Here is a 19926-nt window from a genome sequence, read left to right as displayed (position 1 = left end):
GATGTGAGAATTAATCTAATGGGGATGCAGGTGGAAAATCAATAGGAACTTTTGTAATATTGTTGACATAATTTGTGATTGAAATATCAGCTACTGCAAGAATAATATCCATTACATTTTCTTTTGAAAAACCTTGATCAAGCAGGTTTTCCAGAGTTGCATTGTCGATATGTCCTTTGTTAATCGCTATTGCTTTAGCAAATTTTGCTAAGGCATCAAATCTGTTATCAAAAGTGATGCTCCCTTTTCTAATTTCTATGATTTGTTCTTCATTAAAACTGTTGAGTTTACCAATTGCAGTGTGGGCTGCCAGACAATAATCACAAGAGTTTACCTGACTCACCACTAAGTTGATGACCTCTTTTTCTTTTTTGCTCAGTGAAGTCTTAGCATTGGTGAAAGTCATATAGTTTTCCAATGCGGTGCTGCTTAGGGCGATGGTAGCATAGGTATTGGGAATAAACCCTAATCCTTTCTGTAAAGTATCAAAAAGAGCCTGGTTGTTAGTTGAAACCTCTTCACGGGTAGGAACGTTGAATTTTGTTGTTGTCATAATTTTTATTTTAAATTGTTCTTTACTTGTTTTTGACAGTACAAAATTGCGTTGTTCTTCAACGTGATAAAATGGATATTCTACGCTTCATGATGGACAATTTTTCCCAATGGCTCTTTATATTAATAAACTATGACATACTCATGAAATATAAAATCCTCAATACCTGTGAGATATTGAGGATTTTAAAAAAGAGTTATAAAATATCTAGTTCTAGTTCACGGACGTTTTTTTTCCATAGAGAAGATGAGCAGCCAGCACCAACAGTGTACAGAATAATCCTGTAAATACAACACCATCCCATTTGAAATACTTCCAGGCCTGAGAGGCGAGATAACTTCCTAAAGAACCTCCTGCAAAGTAACTGAACATATACACTGTATTCAGTCGATTGGTAGCACCTATATTCAATGCAAAGAATGTAGATTGATTACTGATGTGCATTGATTGTAATCCCAGGTCGATCAGGATCACTCCAAGAATCAGTCCGAAATAAGTATATCCTCCAAAGTAAAAGATAATCCAGCTTGCTAATAGCATGAATATCGCTACAAGGATAATGGTGTATGTAGAAACCCTTTTAGCAACTTTTCCTACTGCCGAAGCAGCAAGAGCACCTACTGCACCGATTAATCCAAAAGAACCGGCCACTGCAGATCCTGCATGGAAAGGAGCTTCTTCTAAATGAAACACAAGAGTGATCCAAAAAGCGCTGAATCCGGCGAAACCTAAAGCTCCTCTAAAAGCTGAAAGACGTAAAACCGGCTGTGTTTTGGTCAGATGGATTAAAGAATGCATCAATTGCCCGTAATGACCTTTAAAAGTAGGTTTTACATCCGGAAGTTTTATGGCGAGTAATGCCATCAATGCCACCATACATCCGATCGCAATATAATAAATGGCCTTCCAACCCCAAATATCTCCGATAAATCCTGCCGCAACACGTGATAAAAGAATACCCAGCAATAGACCACTCATAACCATTCCTATAGAAGAGCTGCGTTTTTCCGGAGTAGATAATTCTGCAGTCAAAGGAACAAGCATCTGAGGGACTACCGAACTGAATCCTACCATGAAGCTGGCAATATAAAGCCAGGGAAGAGTAGGGGCTAAAACCATTCCCATGAGAGAAACAATGATCAGTAAAAAGATAGAAAGTATTAATTTTTTTCGCTGTACCATATCTCCCAAAGGAACAATAAAAAGTAGCCCGACCGCAAAGCCTACTTGGGTAAGCATCGCAATAATACTGATCGCTGCTTCAGTTACCTGGAAGTCTTTAGCCATCAGCCCCAGAAGAGGTTGATTATAATAGTTGTTACCTACCACAATACCTGTGGTTATGGTGATGAGCCAAAGTAAGGATTGGGTAAGTTCGGGTTTAGTGTGCTCTGTTTCTATTTTTGTCTGTACAGCTTTTGGATCTGTTATATTATTGGTCTGTATCATCTGTTTGAATTTGCTGTGCAAAATTAGCCAGAAGCATTTTCAAGAAGATGAAGAATCCGATCCAAGCATTGAAAAATCGATCACTGATCTCTGAACTGTTTTGGGGAAATTCCTATATGTTGTTTGAAGAAATTGGAAAAGTAAGGTGAGTCAATAAATCCAAGCTCGAAAGCAATCTCTTTGACTGATAGGTCGGTGGATTTTAGAAGTCTCTTGGCTTCAAGAATGGTACGCTGTAAAATAAGCTGAGTAGGAGATGTCTGCAATTGGGTTCTGCATATTTTGGTAAGATAGCTCATTGAAATATTCAGCTTTTCTGCATAAAATGAAACTGATTTTTCTTCCTTGAAAAATTCGTCAATAAGTTCATTCAATTTTACAAGTCGGGTATTGTAAGGATTGTTTTCGTTGGCATGGAAAATTTTTCGAATTTCTTTACTTACCATGGCGATGATGACTGCAGTTCTTGCGTGAATCACTTCAGGAAGAATATCTTTTTCTTCCAATTCATTTTGAATCGCTTTAAATTCATAAAGAAGCAGATCAAAAACAGATTCAGGTAAATTGAGTACAGGGTTTTTCTGATAATAAGCAAAAGAAAAAGGAAAATTGGATGAAAATTTTTCAAAATGTTCCCGGTCTACCATAAGCTGATAGCCGATGGTATGCTGTTCAAGGTTCCAGGTGTGCACTTGCTTTGGAAAGAGGATATGAATTTGTCTGTTTCCTATTTTATATTCATTAAAATCGATGGTATGAAGACCTCCGGCTTGTTCAAAAAGTACCAATAGAAAGAAATGATGTCTGTGAGGCCGTTCAATATGATGAATGCCTTTAAGCTCGGAATAAGAAAAGTTTTCATTTCCGGAAAGCTGTTTTTCTCTGAAATCCTGGATATCAATAATGGGGAAAAGCTCCATTTCCTTTATTTAGGGTAAATATAGTTTTTTTCTAGCGATCAACAGAATGTCTTTTTATCAACAAAAATCTATAAAAATTCACTTTTTTCGTCGTTTTATTAATGATAATTTTGCTAAAATTCTTTTTAGATCATGAAAAATGTTCTTAAAAGCATCGGGCTTACAACGAGAATGATATTTTGAGAGTCCTGGAGTATCAGAAAAAAAAAACAGACTGAACAATTCACAATTGGCCAGTCATTTTAAGATGAGCAGAAATGCCATTACAAAATGGAAAAGGCTGGAGAAGCTTGTGACACAAAGATGAGAGAATAAACCTGCATTACTACAATTGCAGGTTTTTACATTCATAAAGCTTTAGCATTAACGAGATAAAGCATTATGAATTAAATTTTTGAATCCGGATGGACTTACTTGGCTGATTTGTAATGATTCACAACCATTAAATAAGGCGAAACGCTTTACAGACGCTACAAATGATGGTAACCATAGCTCTAGAGCAATATCTGTATTTTCAATATGGAGATGAATCAATTCAAATCTTTTATCCTTTCTGTGAGCTTTACAATCCACTCTTCCAATAAAAGTATTTCCAAATAAAATGGGTAGACAGAAATAGCCGTATTGTCTTTTTTCTTTGGGAACATAGCACTCAAGCCTGAAATCGAAATCAAAAACTTGTTTAATACGGTCACGGTGGATAACGGCATTGTCAAACGGAGATAGCAATCTGATATCAGATTTTGCTGATTCAAATGATTTTTCAAATATATCACTCCGAATAAAAACAGCGGGAAGTCCTTCAATAGAAATCTGATGTATTTCTCCCTTTTCAAGTAAGGACTGTAATACCAAATTCACATTCTTTTTCAATGCTTCTCCTTTCCTGAGATAAGTAATTTGTTTTAAAGTAGTGAATCCGTAAGCTCGAAGAGCAGTTCTTACCAGGTATTCAGCAAGTTCTATCGGGGTAGGTTCTGTTGTATTGATAGACGATGGCAATACCCTTTCCGTAAGATCATATGTTTTTTGCATGCCGCTTCGGCCACTTATCATCAGGTCTCCCTGTATGAAGAGCCTTTCAAGAGCGAGTTTTGCAGGTTTCCAGTTCCACCAGCTTCCAGCTTTATCCTTTTTACTCTCAAAATCTCTTGCCATTTTAGGGCCTTCAGCTCGGATGGTATCTATCACATATTCCATCACGTTTTTATCAGCCTTATAATAATGTGATTCATTTTGTTTTATATGAAGCATTTGAGGAAGCACATAACGGAAATCCTGCATTGGGAGATAAGAAGCAGCATGAAACCAATACTCAAATACTTTACGTTCTTCCACCAATTCATCCAGATAATCGGACTGAAAATCAGGGATTCTTGTCCATAATGTATGGTGATGGGCTCGTTCCACAATAGATAAGGTATCAATCTGGATGTAGCCAAGATGTTCTAATGCATTCAATACTGCATCTTTTCCGGTTCCGAAAGGAGTAGCCTGTGTCAATCCCTGGCTCTCTAATGTGGCAAGCTGTAAGGTTTCTAATGAGAGTATCTTTTTCATATCCATAGCATTACAAATGTATTAATAAAAGCCGGCTGATTATTAATTTTCAATATTTAAAAAAATGCCGATAAAAAAACTGCATTTTTAAAATAAAATAAGTGAATGTAATTGGTTCATTTAAAGCTTAATAAGTGTAAATTTATAGCACTTGAAATGACAATGGTATTTAAAATTAGATATGGATCAATTCACTTAAAAACTTAATACTATGAAAAAAATAATGTATCTGCTGAGCATATTATTATGTCCTTTACTATTGAGCCAGGAAATAAGAGAAAACCTGAAAGGATTAGATGACGAAATCACTAAAATTTTGAATGATTATAAAGGAGTAGGGGTATCGGTGGCGATTGTGAAGAATGATAAAATAATATATAGCAAAGGATATGGATATAGAGATTATGAAAATAAACTTCCGGTAACCCCCAATACTATTTTTTGCATTGGCAGCAATACCAAAGCGTTTACATCCGCTTTGATAGGAATGTTGAAAGATGAGAAAAAACTTTCCCTTCAGGATAAACCCTTTAAATATATTCCCGGTTTAACATTTTCTACAGATCGAATGAATGCGTTGATTACCATTGAAGATTTACTAGAACATAGAAGCGGATTGGGAAGTGTAGATGGTACCTATATTTTTTTTCCAGCTTCCAAGAGAATTGATTTGATGCAGAGACTTCCTTTTTTAAAAGAAAACGGAGAACCTAGGAACAGCTGGAAATATAGCAATTTTGGATATCTTATGTTAGGAACCATTGCAGAACAGCTTAATGGTAAAAGTTGGGATGAACTTATCAAAGAGAAGATATTGAACCCTTTGAAAATGAATAATAGCAATACATCGGTAGATGAAATGATAAAACAGAAAGACTTTTCTTATCCTTATGGGCTTTATCATAACAGTATTGAAAAATTGTTATTTCAAAAGCCGGATAATGATAAACCCGGAGCTGCAGTGAATAGTTCAGCATTAGATATGGGGAACTGGGTAAGACTTTGGTTAAATAATGGAAGCTTTGAAAGTACAATGCTCATTTCAAAAGATTATACCAACAATGCGATGAGCGCCAAAACTGTGATTGACGGGACACCGCCTGTAAAATCTGACCAGAAAAATTTTTTATTTGCGCATGGATATGGTTGGTTTACCCAAGTTTTTAAAGGACACTATAAGGTTTCGCATGACGGGGGCGTATCTGGTTTTACCTCTAGTGTTTCGATGTTTCCTGCAGACAAATTTGGAGTTGTTGTATTGTCTAACCAACATAATTCTGATATTTCTAATACTATTGCCAATATGATTTCTATTCGGATGCTCAGATTGGATCATGATAAACCTTATCCTTATGAAAAAGAGCAATATGATATTATAAAACCGGAAAAGAATGTAAATACAGCAGTTAATGAGAAGAAAAAGCCCACTCATGATTTAGATTCTTATTGCGGTGAATATACCAACAAAGGGTATGGAACTTTCAAAATTTCAAAACTAGGAAATGATCTGTATGTCACCTTTCCAACATTCAAATTTATATTGGTGCATAAACAATATGACCTTTTCTCTTCAAAACTTACTGAAGATGTTGCTCAGCAAATGAACCCCGATTTTGATTTCAATTTCAACCTTGATGATAAAGGAAATGTGAGTGAAGTTGTGATGGATATACAAGGTGGAACAACATTCAAAAAAATAATCTGAATAGGAAGATATACAATATTCTTAGCTTCTTTAATAACATCAATCTAAAAACACTTTTTACCTGCTTAGAATAATTGTGTAAAACGGAGTTCGAATTCTCAATAAATTTCTTTCCTTATAACATATATGGAATAAATCCCTATATAAAAATTGTTTTATATGGAGTTTGTTTTTATCCTAATGTTCAAGATATTGTAATTTTTTATTAAGTTAGAACTTTTGTTTTTAATTGTTTGATTGTTAGTTTATTGTGTTTTGTTTTTGTGTGCTAAACGTATCTTTGACGTATATGGTTGTTAGCTTGTAGTGTATCTGTAGCGTATTGCTTTTCTTGGGTTTCGGATAAAATAACTCTAATCTTGCATCATAATTTTGAAGGATCAGCAGGGCTGTGAAAAGAGCAATTAGAGTGATGAAAAAAGATATTTGATACCCATCTTTTTTTACAGAATACCTGCCCAAATATGTATTGAGAAAAAACAAAAAAATATCAAAGTCAGCATTTCTTTGACTAAAACCATTGTAACAATCAATTTAAATACAATAAACACAGTATGAAAAAGTATCTTCTGCCATTAGCTATAATGGCCTGCTCAATGAGTTATTCACAGGTTGGTATCAATACCTCTAATCCACAAGGAATCTTTAATATTGATGGTAAAAAAGACAATTCTCTAACAGGAATTCCTACTGCAGGGCAGCAAGCCAATGATTTTGTAGTCATGGCTGATGGAAGTGTTGGAGTAGGAACAACCTCACCTGATGGATCAGCAATTTTAGAACTCAATGTCAGTCAGTTGACGATAGGGAAGCAAAAAGGCTTTTTGGGGCCGAGAGTTGCTCTAACGGCTTACAATGACTCAACTAGCATTCCTAATCCTGCTACCGGATTATTGGTGTATAATCTGGGGACACAGTCTACATTTACTTATGCCGGATATGTATATTGGGACGGTACTCAATGGAGACCTTTAGACGGGCGTTCATTACAACAGGGAGTTATAGGTGCTTTGAGATGTACTGATGTTAATCTTGATCCATTGACATACACTGCAGGAACTCCTTTCCAGGGAACAATGACAATTCCTTATACCGGAGGAAATGGGGGAATATATTCAGCACAGACATTAGGCCCTGTAAACGGACTTACCGCAACGATTACACAAGGTAATTTTGCCCAAGGAGCAGGAACTTTAATTTATACTATTTCAGGAACTCCTACAGTATCCAGCCCCAATACTACAATATTTCCTGTTTCAATCGGAGGGCAAACTTGTAACGCAGAAGTAGGTGGAGGTAAAAAGCTAAGCCCGGGAGAATATCAGTTTTTTACGTATGAAGTTCCGGCAACGACAACAGGTTTATTAAGTTCTATGATTCCAAATCCACCTATTTTAGGAGGAAAGGTGAGGTTAGATCTTAGTTTTTGGTCTAGTTCTAATACAGGTTCAGGCGGAGTTACCTACAACCCGAGGCTAGTGAATGTTTCTTCCAATAATGTTAAAATGTGGTATGCTGCATTATCCAGTGTAGATCGTTTCCGCCGAGCCAATATCTTAGTCGCTCCCGGAGGTTATGTAGAAACAGATAACGGGATTTACCTTAATTGGGGAGATAATATGAACAGTGGTTCAACTCCTATAAATTCTACAAGCAGCTCTGATGATTCTCAGGAAATAGAAACAATAGATCTTGCTATTGATGGAGTTTGGTATCGATTAACCATTTTCGTTTACGTTGATAATTTAAATGATAATATTCCGGCCAATAACATCAGACGTATACATATTACGGCACAAAGAATGTCTTCCTAAGCTTAGTTCCGGCGGGGCAAAGCCCTGCCGGAATCTTAAAAAAGACGATCTGATCAATGGAATCCCAACAGGTATATGAATTTTTATCCTTTTTATTTTCATTGATTTTACTATAAAACACAAACCGATGATACATGTTGTTTCTCTTTCTGAGATTCAGCAGTATTTTAAAAGAAAAAAGGAATATGAATTATAAAAATATTCATATCGGGAATCTGATTGAAAACGCTGTTTCGGAAAACAGTATAGAATTATCTCGTATTTGCAAGTTTCTTCGCTGTACAGAAAAACAAGTCCAAGAAATGTATGCCTCTAGCAGCTTGAATACTGAAATTTTATTACAATGGAGCAAGCTTTTGGAATATGATTTTTTCAGAATCTATTCTCAACACATGATTCTTTATGCTCCCACTTCTTCTAAAATAAAAAGTTCTTCTTCTGAAGAGAAAAAAACGATATTACCCCGGTTTCGTAAAAATATATATACCCAGGAAGTCATTGATTTTATTCTTGAACAGATCATGAGTGGAGAAATGACCAGAGAAGAGGTTTTGAAACGATATAGAATTCCTAAAACAACCCTTCATAAATGGATTGGTAAATACAGTCGATAAAATTTGAAAAGAGGTAAACACTCAGAAAATGACAGATATAAAGATGTTATAATATTTTCTCTTCTATATCATTGAATCAAAATATGGAAAAATATAAAGCACCTGATTTTAAGCAAATTTATACTGATATTCTTGCCAGAAAATATCCACAAAAATATAAACTGTGTAAACATTTACTGTCCAAAAATGAACTTTTAGCGTTAGATATTTTGAAGCTGAATACCATTATTTTTGGTGTCTCTGAAAAAAGCAACAGCCGATATAAGTCTTATAAAACACCTGATATTGTGAAAATTCTTGATTATCAGAAGAAAAATAAGCTCAATAATAGTCAATTAGCCATTCATTTTAAACTGAGTCGAAACACCGTAGCAAAATGGAAAAAAATCTTTTTGGTATAAATAATAGCTCTAGATTGTAATCAAAAGTGATTTTTTGAATAAAATATTAAGCGTTTTGTTTATTTTTGTGTTGAATTTTATGTTTTTGCTAATTATCTATAAATTATGTTTCGTAAAATCTGGGATTATATAGCGAATAGGCATATTGCTCCCGATACAGATCCATTGGGAAGAATTGAAGCCCAGAGGATGAACTTATTTGCATTTTCTATTGGAGCTGTTTTGATCTTTAATGGATGCAGAGATTTATTGTTTGGTTTAAAACTTAATTTTTTTGCTCTATCGGCATTAGGAATCTTTTATCTTTTCCTTTTCTTTTTCACAAAGGTGCGTTATAATCATTTTGTGACGCTGTTTAGTTTGGAGCTTTTTCTGTTTCTGATTTTCTTTTTTTCATCCACCACAGGCTTTGAAAACGGATTGTCATTATATTATTTCGTCATTATGTTGGCCTCTCTGTTTATTTTCAATTCCAAAAAGACAGTTGGGTACAATTTAATTGTTTATCTCACTGTACTTATTCTTTTCAGTATCAGTCATTATTATGATTTCAGGATTTTTACCATTGAAGGAGCAGATAATGTACTCTTTTCTGAAAACCAAAGACTCATTACTTTTCTGCAAGTATTTTTAGGCGTTAGTATTCTAGGGTATTTCATCCTCTCAAAGCAGTTTAAGATTGTAAAATTGTACCAGCAGGCTATAAGAAGTGAAAAGATTATTGCTGATATGAGAGTAAAACTCAACAATAAAGACGAGATAGATCTGGAAGGTATTGTAAAACTGGCCATGAATGATGATATTGCTTTTATACCTAAAGTAAAACAAATGTTTCCTCATTTGTACGAGAATCTTATACAACTTAATCCAGATATGAGTGCTGATGAATTTAAGCTTTGTGCTCTCATTAAATTAGGCTTTACCACAAAGGATATTGCAGAGTATAATCATCTTGCAGTCCGTACTATTCAAACCAGAAAAAGCAGACTCAGAAAATCGTTCGGAATTTCCGCTGATGTTGATTTGTACAAATGGATTGATACGATATAGTAAATTGTATTTTTTTAATGAAATCTAAATTAATTTATTAGATGCCTTTGCTCAACAAAGTCGTTTAGTATACGAAAAGTAAGCATTTTCACTGCTCTTCTTGCAAACCCTCTATCTGCCCCCAATTACTGTTCAAAGATTAGGATCAAAGTTCCTGTGATAATCAATAAAGCACCAATAGCAGTTTTTAAAGTAAGAGATTCCCCAAGAAATAGTACAGAAAGAACAATCGTTAAAGCGATACTTAATTTATCAACAGGAGCTACCTGAGTTACTTTACCCACTTGTAAAGCTTTAAAATAAAAGATCCATGAAAGCCCTGTGGCCAGTCCGGAAACAACAAGATAAATAAGATTGTGACGAGAAAGGGCAGGGATTCCCTTATATTCACTTCGCGCCAGGACAATTCCCCAGGCTACCAATAAGATGATCACACTTCGGATTGCCGTAGCAAGGTTCGAGTTCACTCCTGTAATACCAACCTTAGCAAAAATGGCAGTCAGTGAAGCAAAAAATGCGGAAAGAATTGCATATACCCACCACATAGTATAGAGTTTTAAATGATTGTTCCTAAGCTTGCAGAAACCTTTATCTAATCTACAAAATAATATTAAATCTTTCCGTGATTAGATGGGTGGAAATTAAATTTAATCTTTCTTGTCCATATCATCATAAGAAATGCCTCATCCAATAATAATTGTTGGTGAAAAATAATAACAAAATGTGTTTAAATAATTAAATATTTTCAATCTTTTATTGGGGTTAAAACCATAACAGGGTGCTGGGGTTTTTCTAAAGTTTATTTTTTATATATTTGGAACGTTACCGTATTTCTAATTTTTTGTGGAGCCGTTATTTGAAAAAATATATGATGAATACAAGCATCAGATCTTTTTTTTCGTGAAAAAATATATTCATGGAAGAGAAGATATTGAAGATGTGGTACAGGATATTTTTGTTCATTTATGGAAATACAGGGATGCTTTGGAGAAAAATAAAGAAGCAATCATCTTTAAAACGGCCAAACAGGAAATTGCTAACTTCTACAGAAAAAATAAACTCTCTTTTTCAGACCTTCAGGAAGAAATACACTCTAAAATGGTGAAAGAAGAAGACGCAGAAGAGGATTACCATCAACATACAGAACATATCGAAAAATTACTCCATCAAATGCCGGAAAAAAGCAAGGCTTTCTTTCTTAAACATAAAGTGGAGGGACAAAGCTATTCACAGATTGCTAAAGAAAACAGTATTTCTAAAAATGCGGTGGCTAAACATGTTAATAAGGTATTAAGTCTTCTGAAAACTCATATTAATCTGTTTTTTTCATTGCTCATTTTCATAAAAAGCTTTTTTCAGGGTTGACGATTTCACTATTTCTGCGTAATAGTAAATGTGAGACGCACAGAAAAGAAGAAAACGACTATAGAGAATAAGCTGTTTTCGTTTCCTATGTGTCACTCTATTTTCAGTTTCGGGTTCTGAAACTGAATTTCAATCGACTAAAAAAGAGTTTACTATGAAAAAGACAACACTACTGCTTGTATTTGTATCCGCATTTTTTTCCACCAATGCGCAGACGACGAAAGAAGATATTTTTTCTGATATCAAAACAACCGGCGGAGTATATTATGCTTATCCAACACCCTCTAATAAACAAACACCAGCTCCATCCGGCTATGAACCTTTCTATATCAGTCACTATGGAAGACATGGCTCAAGATGGCTTATTAATGATAAAGACTTTTCAGGAGTGATGGATGTACTGCAAAAAGCAGCAGACAATAATGCTTTGACACCACAAGGAAAATCAGCTTTAGAAAGATTGAAAAAAATATGGATTCAAGCCGAAGGTCATAACGGAGACCTTACAGAGCTGGGAGCATTACAGCACAAACAGATCTCAAAAAGAATGTTTAATAACAATCCTAAAGTATTTGAAAAGAATGCTGTAGTCACTGCAAAATCTACGGTGGTTCCAAGATGTATCCTGAGTATGGCCAATTTTACAAATGAATTGACGGCCAATAATCCGAAACTTCAGGTGAGTATGGAGTCTTCGGATAAATATATGAAATACCTTAATCACCATACCAAAGAATCTATTGATTTCCGTTCCGGAGATAGCTTTTGGCAGGAAGAAAAAAGGAAGTTCAGAGCAGAGAATATGAAATCTGACAGATTCATCAAAAATCTGTTCAACAGCGATGAATACATTTACAAAAATATAAATCCTGAAAGAGTTATCGAAGCATTCTACTGGATTGCCAGTGATATGCAGAACCTTGAAACGAATATTTCTTTCTACGACCTGTTTACCAATGACGAATTATTTAATATTTATCAGGCAATCAATTACCAAACCTATGTGAATGACGGCCCATCTCCGCTGAGTAAAGGATTGGTGAAGAATAATTCAATTCCTTTGGTGAAAAATATTCTGGATGAAGCTAATGATTATATTGAAAACAATAAAAACGGAGCCTCTTTAAGATTCGGACATGATGGAAATATCACACCTTTACTTGCCCTTCTTAATATTGAGGGAATGAATAAAGAAGAAATAAATCCCGGAGAAGTATATAAAATCTGGAATACATTCCAGGCGGCTCCAATGGCTGCCAATTTACAGATTATCTTCTATAAAAATAAAAAGAAAGATATTCTGGTTAAGTTTCTTCACAATGAAAATGAAGTGCATATTCCTTTAGAAACTGATCATTTTCCTTACTATCAATGGGCGGAGGCTAAACCTTATTTAGAAAATATTGTAAGCGCTCGTTAAAGTGTTTAATAACTTTTATAGAAGACAAACAAATTTTTCAAACCACAAAAGGTACAAAAGTATTAAACGATATAAGATATTTAAAGATGAAGTTTTTACTGTTGAACAGCAGACCAAAGTTTTATTGAAAATCAAAGATTTTCCTCTCATGTGAACTTCATTCTGCGGTATTTTATTACAGCTTCTAAAGTGTACTGAAGTTTTTTAAAAAAATAAAACCTTTTGTGTCTTTTGTGGTTAAACTTAAACAGACTTTATAATAAAAGTTCTAGTTTTTTAGAGTTTACTAAAAATATTTTCTGAAAAAGGTTGACGATTTAATTTTTTTGCGTAATACTAAATATGAACAATAGAGAAGACGAAGACTTCAAAAAGAACTGGGAGGAAGCCTACAGAGAAAACCAGCAAATGGATCAGCTTACTGATGCACGCATTAAGGCTGGTATTGAACAAAGGATACAAACAGGGAAAAACCGTAAGAAAATCTTTTGGGCAGCTTCTGCAGCCGCAGTTGTCATTGGAATGGGAATGTTTTTTTATAAACCATCTGAGCCTTCTTCAATTGTAGAGCCGGCAAAAGTAGAAACTTATATCAGTTCAGATTTTACAAAACCTATTGATCTTCCAGATGGAAGTCATATTGTTCTGGAACCTCACAGTAGGCTTGTCTTATCTTCCGATTTTGGTAAAACAGACCGAAGAATAACCTTTACGGGAAAGGCAACCTTTGATATTGCTAAAGATAAAACCAGGCCGTTCAGAATCAATGCTAAAGACTTTACAGTACAGGTATTAGGAACAAAATTTTTCCTGGATCAGACCACTGGAAAAGAAAAAGTAGAGCTTTTTGAAGGAAAAGTAAAGGTAGACCATCACGGGAAGATTACCTACTTATTACCTAATCAGTCCTGGAGTAAAAATATTGAAAAACCAGTTCACTTTTATTATGCTGCCGATGCTAAAAGAGAGTTCTCATTTGAGGATGAATCCCTTAAAAATATCGTAGCTGAGCTGGAGCAGGTATATAATATTAAAATAGAGTATCCTAAGGAATACGGAGACCAAAAAATTAAAGGGTCTTTCTCCGGAAACCTGAACGAGGTTCTATCAGCCATTTGCTATCCATTCAATCTTAAAACTGAAAAAAAATCTGATAAAGAGATACAACTAAAATAAAAAAGCACCAATAATGGGGATTATTGATGCCGATTAACTATTTAACTCGCTAAAGTCTAATAAAGTTATTCCCAAATTTATGAAAAAAACAATAATTTCCGTGATACTTCTGGTTGCGATGGGACTTCCGGTGGCATACGGCCAAACCGTTCAGCAGCCTCCAGCCACGCAGGCAAAGCAAAAACGAGTTTCTATTACCAAGATTTTTGATAAGCTCAGCAAATCTTCTAAAGTATCGTTTTTATACTCCAGTACAGATTTTAAGGATATTCTTGTAGATGAGAGTGGCATCAATTATTCGTCACTGGATGCAGCCTTGAAATATCTTAAAACTCATTATCCCGTAGAATATGAGATTAGAAATAATACCGTAATGTTGAGAAAAACGGCTGTAAAAGCAGTTGCTCCCGGTAAAGCGATTTCCATGGCAAAAGATACTGTTTCTGTAAAAGAAAACAAGATTGATGAAGTGGTTGTAATTGGTTACGGTAAAGTGAAAAAATCTGATGCCACCGGATCTCTGACCACGGTGAAAATGGATAGTGAAAATAATGGAAGCCCGGTTTCTGCTCAGGATGCATTAACGGGAAAAGCTGCTGGTGTTAATATTATTTCTCCCGGAGGAGCACCAGGTGCCGGTTCTGCCATCAGAATCAGAGGGGGATCTTCATTATCAGCCAGTAATGATCCATTGATTATCATTGATGGAATTGCGATTGATAATTCTTCCACTTCAGGATCAAGCAACATCCTTGGAATGATCAATCCTAATGATATTGAAAGCTATACCGTTTTGAAAGATGCATCTTCCACAGCGATTTACGGATCGAGAGCATCCAACGGAGTGATTATTATTACAACTAAAAAGGGAAGTAAGAAAACACGTTATCAATATTCATCCAATACCAAAGTGAGCTATAATCCCAAAATGCTGGAGGTGCTGAATGGAGATGAATACAGAAACTTTATAAAAAATCAATATGCAGGAAATGCTGCTGTGATTAATGGTTTAGGTTCTTATGATACCAATTGGCAGAAAGAGATATACCGTACTTCTGTAAGTAACGATCAGAACTTTAGTATGACAGGTGCTGTGAAGGATATTCCGTATCGTTTATCCTTAGGGTATACCAATCAGGAAGGGATCATAAAAAAAAATGCTTACGAAAGGATGAACCTGAGCTTAGCCCTGAATCCATCTTTTTTTGATAAACATTTGAATGTAAACCTTAATTATAAACCAAGTATAGAAAACAACGACTTTATTTCCAATCCAGCTAGTGGAGCGGTATCATTTGATCCTACAAGACCTGTTTTTGACCATTCAACAAAATACGGACTTGGATATTTTATCTGGACAGATGCTTCAGGTAGACCAATTACTCAGGCTGGGGCAAATCCTGTTTCTATGCTTGATCTTAGAAAAGATCAGTCAAAAGTAATCCGACAAATTGGAAACATCCAGTTAGATTATAAAATTCATGGGTTTGAAGACCTGAAACTAAACCTTAATACAGGCTTTGATATTTTAAAAAGCCAGGGAGATATTTTCGTCCCGGATAATGCACCGTTGGCCTGGACTTCCATTGGGAATGATGGACAGGGACTTCTTGAGAGATATACCCAGAAGAAAAGTAATTTGCAGTTAGATGCTTATGCTAATTATTCCAAAACATTGGGTAAGCATAAATTTGATGTGGTGGGAGGGTATTCCTGGCAAAGATTCTGGAAAAGCTATAGTGATTACCAGACCAATATTACCGGAGATAAATTCTATAAGAACATTACTCCAAAGTCAGAATATTACCTTGTCTCATTTTATGGCCGTTTAAACTATGGTTTCAAGGATCGTTATCTGTTTACAGCTACTCTTAGAAATGATGGCTCTTCCCGTTTTGCCAACAATAATCACTGGGGATTATTTCCATCAGCAGCGTTCGCATGGAAAATTAAAGAAGAAGAGTTTTTGAAAGACAGTAATTTCTTTTCCGATCTGAAATTAAGATTAAGTTATGGTAAAACGGGTCAGCAGGACATTGGTGGAGATTATGAATGGATGCAAACCTACACTTACAGTGATTCTCATGCTTTATATCAGTTCGGAGACCAGTATTATCAGACAATTCGTCCCAATGGTTCAGATAAGAATCTGAAATGGGAGACAACTTCCACTTACAACCTGGGACTAGATTTTGGGATTCTAAAAAACAGGATTTCGGGATCTGTGGAGGTATATAAAAGAACAACCGATGATCTTTTAAATAAGATTTCTGTGGCAGCAGGTTCTAATTTAGCCAATATGGTTTTCACAAACATCGGTTCTATGGAAAATAAAGGTCTGGAACTTACCCTGAACACCATTCCTATTAAAAAAGGAGACTGGCAATGGAATTTAGACTTGAATCTTACCTTCAATTCGTCAAAAATTACAAAGCTTACCCTTGTAGACAACCCGGACTACGGAGTGAATATTGGAAATGTTTCAGGCTCCACAGCAGGAACGATCCAAACCCATTCTGTGGGATTCTCTCCCTATACCTTCTATCTTTATCAGCAGGAGTATGATGCAAACGGCAAACCTATTGAAGGAAAATATAAAGGCGGTTTAGTAAAAGATAAAAGTCCAATGCCCAAATCTTACCTGGGAATCTCTTCAAAGATCAGTTATAAAGACTGGTACTTCGGATTCAATGGGCATGCTAATTTTGGAAACTATGTCTACAACAATATAAAATCTAAAGATTATAAAACAAAAACCTATTCGGGAAATGGCACTTATTCCAATATTTTGAGTTATACGGCACAACAAGGATTTGAAAATTTACAACTTTACTCTGATTTCTTCCTTGAAAATGCTTCCTTTTTCAGAATGGATAATATGATATTGGGACGCACTTTTAAGAACATCAGTGACAAATTTGATCTGGGGATCAGTTTTTCCGTACAGAATGCTTTTGTGATTACAAAGTACAGCGGTTTGGATCCTGAAGTATATCTGGGAATCGATAATAATCTGTATTCCAGACCCCGTTCATTTCTTTTTGGATTAAATGTTAACTTTAAATAATTCGATGATGAGACGTTTATATATACTACCTCTTATAGTATTCCTTTTTACAGTAAGTTCATGCGTTGGAGATCTGGATACAGAACCTATTGATCCGAATATTGTAACGACAGATCAGGTATATTCCAATCCGGATAATTATAAAGGAGTCCTTGCCAAATGTTATGCCGCTTTGTGTCTTAGCGGGCAACAGGGGCCAACGGGTGATCCGGATATGGGAAATTTCGATGAAGGATACAGTTCATTCATTCGGTTAGCTTTTTATGTGCAGGTTTTGACGACGGATGAAGCGATTATGGGCTCACAAACCAATGGATTGAGACAAATGGCAACCAACAGCTGGGACTCCAATACAGCAATCCTCAATGGATATTATGCCAGATTGTTTCAGATCATCGGTTATGCCAACGAATTTCTGAGACAAACTACAGATGAAAAATTGCAGGGAAGAGGCCATACTGATCCCAAGTTTAAGCAAGAGGTTGCTTATTTCAGAGCAGAAGCCCGTTTTTTAAGAGCTTATTCTTACTGGGTATTGCTGGATACTTTTGGAAAAGTTCCTTTTGTAACAGATTCAGACCAGTTGGATCCTCAATTCTTACCTAAGCAGATCATGCCTAATGATTTATATGGATATGTGGAAAAAGAATTAAAAGAAATTGAAACCATTCTTCCGGGAACTAATGAATATGGAAGAGTCGATAAAACGGCTGCAGATTTTCTGCTATCAAGACTATATCTGAATGCAGAGGTGTATACAAAATCTGCTCAATGGGCTAAGGCTGCAGAATATGCTGAAAAAGTGATTCAAAGTCATTATAGTTTATCTCCAAAATATCTTTACAACTTCCTTGCAGACAACAATACCTCTCCGGAAATCATTTGGTCTCTGAATATGGATGGCATAAAATCGAAAACCTATGGCGGTACTACTTTTTATGTACTGGCGCAAACAGGTGGAACTATGCTGAATTACCTGAATATGGGAATTTCTGGCGGTTGGGGTAATATTCGTTTACGCCCTGAGTTTGTCAATAAATTCCAGACCACTGATCAGAATTTCAATACTGCAGATCCTAATGCTTTTGCTAAAAATGACAGCCGGGCACTTATCTTTAATGTGGGGCACAAAAAAGAAATTGCAGCTCTTCCAGGCACATTTCAGGACGGATATGCTTTTACCAAATGGAGAAATGTAGATAAAACAGGAAAAGCTGGATCAGATGCAGCCTATGTAGACACAGATTTTCCGATGTTCCGTCTTTCAGAAGCCTATCTTACCGCAGCAGAAGCGTATTTCAGAACAGGAAATACTTCATCTGCTCTTCATTATATCAATGTAATCCGAAATAGAGCTTATAATAACGGGAATGGAGCAATTACGTCAGCAGATCTGAATCTGAATTTTATTCTGGATGAAAGATCGAGAGAGCTTTCCTGGGAATTGACCAGAAGAACCGATCTTATTCGTTTTAACCAATTCACATCCGATAATTATGTATGGAGTTGGAAGGGGAATACTAAAGCAGGAAAAGGAGTAGATCCAAAATTCAATATTTTTCCTATTCCATCTGCGGATATTACAGCTAATCCTAATTTAACCCAAAATAGCGGATATTAATTCAATATCAATATAAGAATAGTGGGAAAAGTTTCAAATCCTTTAGTTCAGAAGTTTTTGAAATAATCAAACTAAGTTTGATGGGTGGTGGTTCTCTCTATTTTTCCCACTTAGGGGTCTTCATTACGAAGACCCTTTTTTATTGTAGGATTTCTATGTGATTTGTTTTTTACCAGATAAAGGCTTAATGTAAAATGTATTATTTCTAAAAGAATTTGTGTTTTAACCAAAAAAATAACTACTTTTATCTCAACCAAGTAAACAATTTGTTTTGAGAACAACTCTTAAACCTATTATAGCTTACTATTAGCCTTCATAAACCATAGGCTAATTATTCTTTCGTTCAGGTAACTCTATCTGAACAGGTTTCCATTTAACCCTATTATTTAATTGCATTGCCAATATAGGCAGTTGCCTGCTATTCCGGATTTTGAAGATCGTAAGATCAGATAAGGAATAGGAGAGGCTATTTATGTTGTGACTTTGTAATGCATGGATAATAGGTGAAAAAATTCTAAGAATAGTAAGCACCCATTATAATGAGTATAGAGTATATCTGGGAGGTAAAAGCACAGAATACCCCCCTTTTGAAAAAGAAATGCAACCATTGTGACAGCGACAGGTTTCATTGCAGTGATAAATTCAGGCTGAATGCCCAAAAAAAGAATATAGATATCTGGCTAATTTACCGATGTGTAAAATGTCATCACCGATATAATATGACCCTGTTTTCCAGAATCAGAACAGAGTCTATTAGTAAGGAAACCTTTAATCTACTTTCGCAGAATGATGTTGATCTGGCTTGGAAATATGCATTTTCCAGAGAAACAAGACAGAAAAATAATGCAGAAGTAGATTTGAACAGTGTAGCCTATGAAATTCAGTTTGATGAGGTTTCAGTAGAGCAGATGATCGCTTCTGATCAGGAAATACTGAGCTTTACAATCAAATGTCCTTTTGAATTTAATCTCAGGTTATCAACGGTGATCAGAACTTGTTTGAACCTTTCATCCAGTAAACTGAATCAGTTAATTGATGCAGAGGCTATTTTTGTTCATAAAAGACCCTTGCAAAAGAAGCATAAAGTCCAGAACGGAAATATTGTTTATGTGAATAAGGAAAAATTGAAAAATATAGTATTCAATAATGAAACAGGCCATGAAGTTATAGTAAAATAACCCTGATAAAAAAGGATCGATTCATCTCGAATC

Annotated in this window: 16 protein-coding genes; 11 read left to right on the top strand and 5 right to left on the bottom strand. The window is 35.3% G+C overall.

Annotated features, from left to right (window positions below):
* Window positions 1-10: 10 nt before the first annotated feature.
* The 4 genes from GTR01_RS20555 to GTR01_RS20540 form a co-directional block, all read right to left on the bottom strand.
* Window positions 11-553 (bottom strand): carboxymuconolactone decarboxylase family protein, encoded by a 543-nt coding sequence (locus tag GTR01_RS20555; protein WP_160139594.1) that lies wholly within the window; start codon window positions 551-553, stop codon window positions 11-13.
* A gap of 213 nt (window positions 554-766) precedes the next feature.
* The gene (locus tag GTR01_RS20550) at window positions 767-2002 is read right to left on the bottom strand and encodes an MFS transporter (RefSeq protein ID WP_160139593.1); all 1236 of its coding nucleotides are present in this window, start codon (window positions 2000-2002) and stop codon (window positions 767-769) included.
* An 80-nt stretch (window positions 2003-2082) separates the two neighbouring features.
* Window positions 2083-2922, bottom strand: a complete 840-nt coding sequence (locus GTR01_RS20545) for a helix-turn-helix domain-containing protein (protein ID WP_160139592.1) — start codon at window positions 2920-2922, stop codon at window positions 2083-2085.
* A 363-nt stretch (window positions 2923-3285) separates the two neighbouring features.
* Window positions 3286-4482 (bottom strand): winged helix-turn-helix domain-containing protein, encoded by a 1197-nt coding sequence (locus GTR01_RS20540; protein ID WP_160139591.1) that lies wholly within the window; start codon window positions 4480-4482, stop codon window positions 3286-3288.
* A 211-nt stretch (window positions 4483-4693) separates the two neighbouring features.
* On the opposite strand from GTR01_RS20540, the gene GTR01_RS20535 reads away from it, so the two are divergent.
* The 5 genes from GTR01_RS20535 to GTR01_RS20515 all read left to right on the top strand — a co-directional run bounded on the left by GTR01_RS20535 (window position 4694) and on the right by GTR01_RS20515 (window position 10066).
* Window positions 4694-6187, top strand: a complete 1494-nt coding sequence (locus tag GTR01_RS20535; protein ID WP_160139590.1) for a serine hydrolase — start codon at window positions 4694-4696, stop codon at window positions 6185-6187.
* 554 nt (window positions 6188-6741) lie between these two features.
* Entirely contained in the window at window positions 6742-8001 is a 1260-nt protein-coding gene (locus GTR01_RS20530) for a hypothetical protein (protein WP_160139589.1), read from the top strand.
* A gap of 185 nt (window positions 8002-8186) precedes the next feature.
* Window positions 8187-8615 carry a transposase gene (locus GTR01_RS20525; protein ID WP_160139588.1) on the top strand — a complete coding sequence of 143 codons (429 nt, stop codon included), beginning with the start codon at window positions 8187-8189 and terminating at the stop codon, window positions 8613-8615.
* Between the two features lie 83 nt (window positions 8616-8698).
* Window positions 8699-9016: a helix-turn-helix domain-containing protein gene (locus tag GTR01_RS20520; protein ID WP_160139587.1), complete on the top strand. Its 318-nt coding sequence runs from the start codon at window positions 8699-8701 to the stop codon at window positions 9014-9016.
* A gap of 105 nt (window positions 9017-9121) precedes the next feature.
* The gene (locus GTR01_RS20515) at window positions 9122-10066 is read left to right on the top strand and encodes a helix-turn-helix transcriptional regulator (RefSeq protein WP_228452299.1); all 945 of its coding nucleotides are present in this window, start codon (window positions 9122-9124) and stop codon (window positions 10064-10066) included.
* 125 nt (window positions 10067-10191) lie between these two features.
* On the opposite strand, the gene GTR01_RS20510 is transcribed toward GTR01_RS20515, so the two are convergent.
* Complete coding sequence (locus GTR01_RS20510) at window positions 10192-10611, bottom strand: EamA family transporter (protein WP_160139586.1); 420 nt, start codon at window positions 10609-10611, stop codon at window positions 10192-10194.
* A 298-nt stretch (window positions 10612-10909) separates the two neighbouring features.
* On the opposite strand from GTR01_RS20510, the gene GTR01_RS20505 reads away from it, so the two are divergent.
* The 6 genes from GTR01_RS20505 to GTR01_RS20480 all read left to right on the top strand — a co-directional run bounded on the left by GTR01_RS20505 (window position 10910) and on the right by GTR01_RS20480 (window position 19893).
* On the top strand, window positions 10910-11431 hold the full coding sequence (locus GTR01_RS20505) for an RNA polymerase sigma factor (protein WP_160139585.1): 522 nt from the start codon (window positions 10910-10912) through the stop codon (window positions 11429-11431).
* Window positions 11432-11585: 154 nt separating this feature from the next.
* Window positions 11586-12851, top strand: coding sequence for a histidine-type phosphatase (locus GTR01_RS20500; protein ID WP_160139584.1), 1266 nt, complete (start codon window positions 11586-11588; stop codon window positions 12849-12851).
* 342 nt (window positions 12852-13193) lie between these two features.
* Complete coding sequence (locus GTR01_RS20495) at window positions 13194-14027, top strand: FecR family protein (RefSeq protein ID WP_160139583.1); 834 nt, start codon at window positions 13194-13196, stop codon at window positions 14025-14027.
* A gap of 79 nt (window positions 14028-14106) precedes the next feature.
* Window positions 14107-17094 carry a SusC/RagA family TonB-linked outer membrane protein gene (locus GTR01_RS20490; RefSeq protein ID WP_160139582.1) on the top strand — a complete coding sequence of 996 codons (2988 nt, stop codon included), beginning with the start codon at window positions 14107-14109 and terminating at the stop codon, window positions 17092-17094.
* 4 nt (window positions 17095-17098) lie between these two features.
* Window positions 17099-18715: a RagB/SusD family nutrient uptake outer membrane protein gene (locus tag GTR01_RS20485; RefSeq protein WP_160139581.1), complete on the top strand. Its 1617-nt coding sequence runs from the start codon at window positions 17099-17101 to the stop codon at window positions 18713-18715.
* Between the two features lie 539 nt (window positions 18716-19254).
* Window positions 19255-19893 carry a DUF1062 domain-containing protein gene (locus GTR01_RS20480; protein ID WP_160139580.1) on the top strand — a complete coding sequence of 213 codons (639 nt, stop codon included), beginning with the start codon at window positions 19255-19257 and terminating at the stop codon, window positions 19891-19893.
* Window positions 19894-19926: the final 33 nt, after the last annotated feature.

The organism is Chryseobacterium sp. c4a, from assembly GCF_009900745.1.
GTDB lineage: Bacteria > Bacteroidota > Bacteroidia > Flavobacteriales > Weeksellaceae > Chryseobacterium.
Note: the sequence above shows the minus strand (reverse complement) of the source record. Positions and strands in the feature narration are given on the sequence as shown.

What these genes read in the sequence shown, in the direction of transcription:
- GTR01_RS20525 (WP_160139588.1), top strand. Translation starts at nt 8,187, where the DNA reads ATGAATTATAAAAATATTCATATCGGGAATCTGATTGAAAACGCTGTT.
- GTR01_RS20500 (WP_160139584.1), top strand. Translation starts at nt 11,586, where the DNA reads ATGAAAAAGACAACACTACTGCTTGTATTTGTATCCGCATTTTTTTCC.
- GTR01_RS20545 (WP_160139592.1), bottom strand. Translation starts at nt 2,922, where the DNA reads ATGGAGCTTTTCCCCATTATTGATATCCAGGATTTCAGAGAAAAACAG.
- GTR01_RS20535 (WP_160139590.1), top strand. Translation starts at nt 4,694, where the DNA reads ATGAAAAAAATAATGTATCTGCTGAGCATATTATTATGTCCTTTACTA.
- GTR01_RS20485 (WP_160139581.1), top strand. Translation starts at nt 17,099, where the DNA reads ATGATGAGACGTTTATATATACTACCTCTTATAGTATTCCTTTTTACA.
- GTR01_RS20555 (WP_160139594.1), bottom strand. Translation starts at nt 553, where the DNA reads ATGACAACAACAAAATTCAACGTTCCTACCCGTGAAGAGGTTTCAACT.
- GTR01_RS20510 (WP_160139586.1), bottom strand. Translation starts at nt 10,611, where the DNA reads ATGTGGTGGGTATATGCAATTCTTTCCGCATTTTTTGCTTCACTGACT.
- GTR01_RS20550 (WP_160139593.1), bottom strand. Translation starts at nt 2,002, where the DNA reads ATGATACAGACCAATAATATAACAGATCCAAAAGCTGTACAGACAAAA.
- GTR01_RS20530 (WP_160139589.1), top strand. Translation starts at nt 6,742, where the DNA reads ATGAAAAAGTATCTTCTGCCATTAGCTATAATGGCCTGCTCAATGAGT.
- GTR01_RS20520 (WP_160139587.1), top strand. Translation starts at nt 8,699, where the DNA reads ATGGAAAAATATAAAGCACCTGATTTTAAGCAAATTTATACTGATATT.
- GTR01_RS20480 (WP_160139580.1), top strand. Translation starts at nt 19,255, where the DNA reads ATGAGTATAGAGTATATCTGGGAGGTAAAAGCACAGAATACCCCCCTT.
- GTR01_RS20490 (WP_160139582.1), top strand. Translation starts at nt 14,107, where the DNA reads ATGAAAAAAACAATAATTTCCGTGATACTTCTGGTTGCGATGGGACTT.
- GTR01_RS20515 (WP_228452299.1), top strand. Translation starts at nt 9,122, where the DNA reads ATGTTTCGTAAAATCTGGGATTATATAGCGAATAGGCATATTGCTCCC.
- GTR01_RS20540 (WP_160139591.1), bottom strand. Translation starts at nt 4,482, where the DNA reads ATGAAAAAGATACTCTCATTAGAAACCTTACAGCTTGCCACATTAGAG.
- GTR01_RS20495 (WP_160139583.1), top strand. Translation starts at nt 13,194, where the DNA reads ATGAACAATAGAGAAGACGAAGACTTCAAAAAGAACTGGGAGGAAGCC.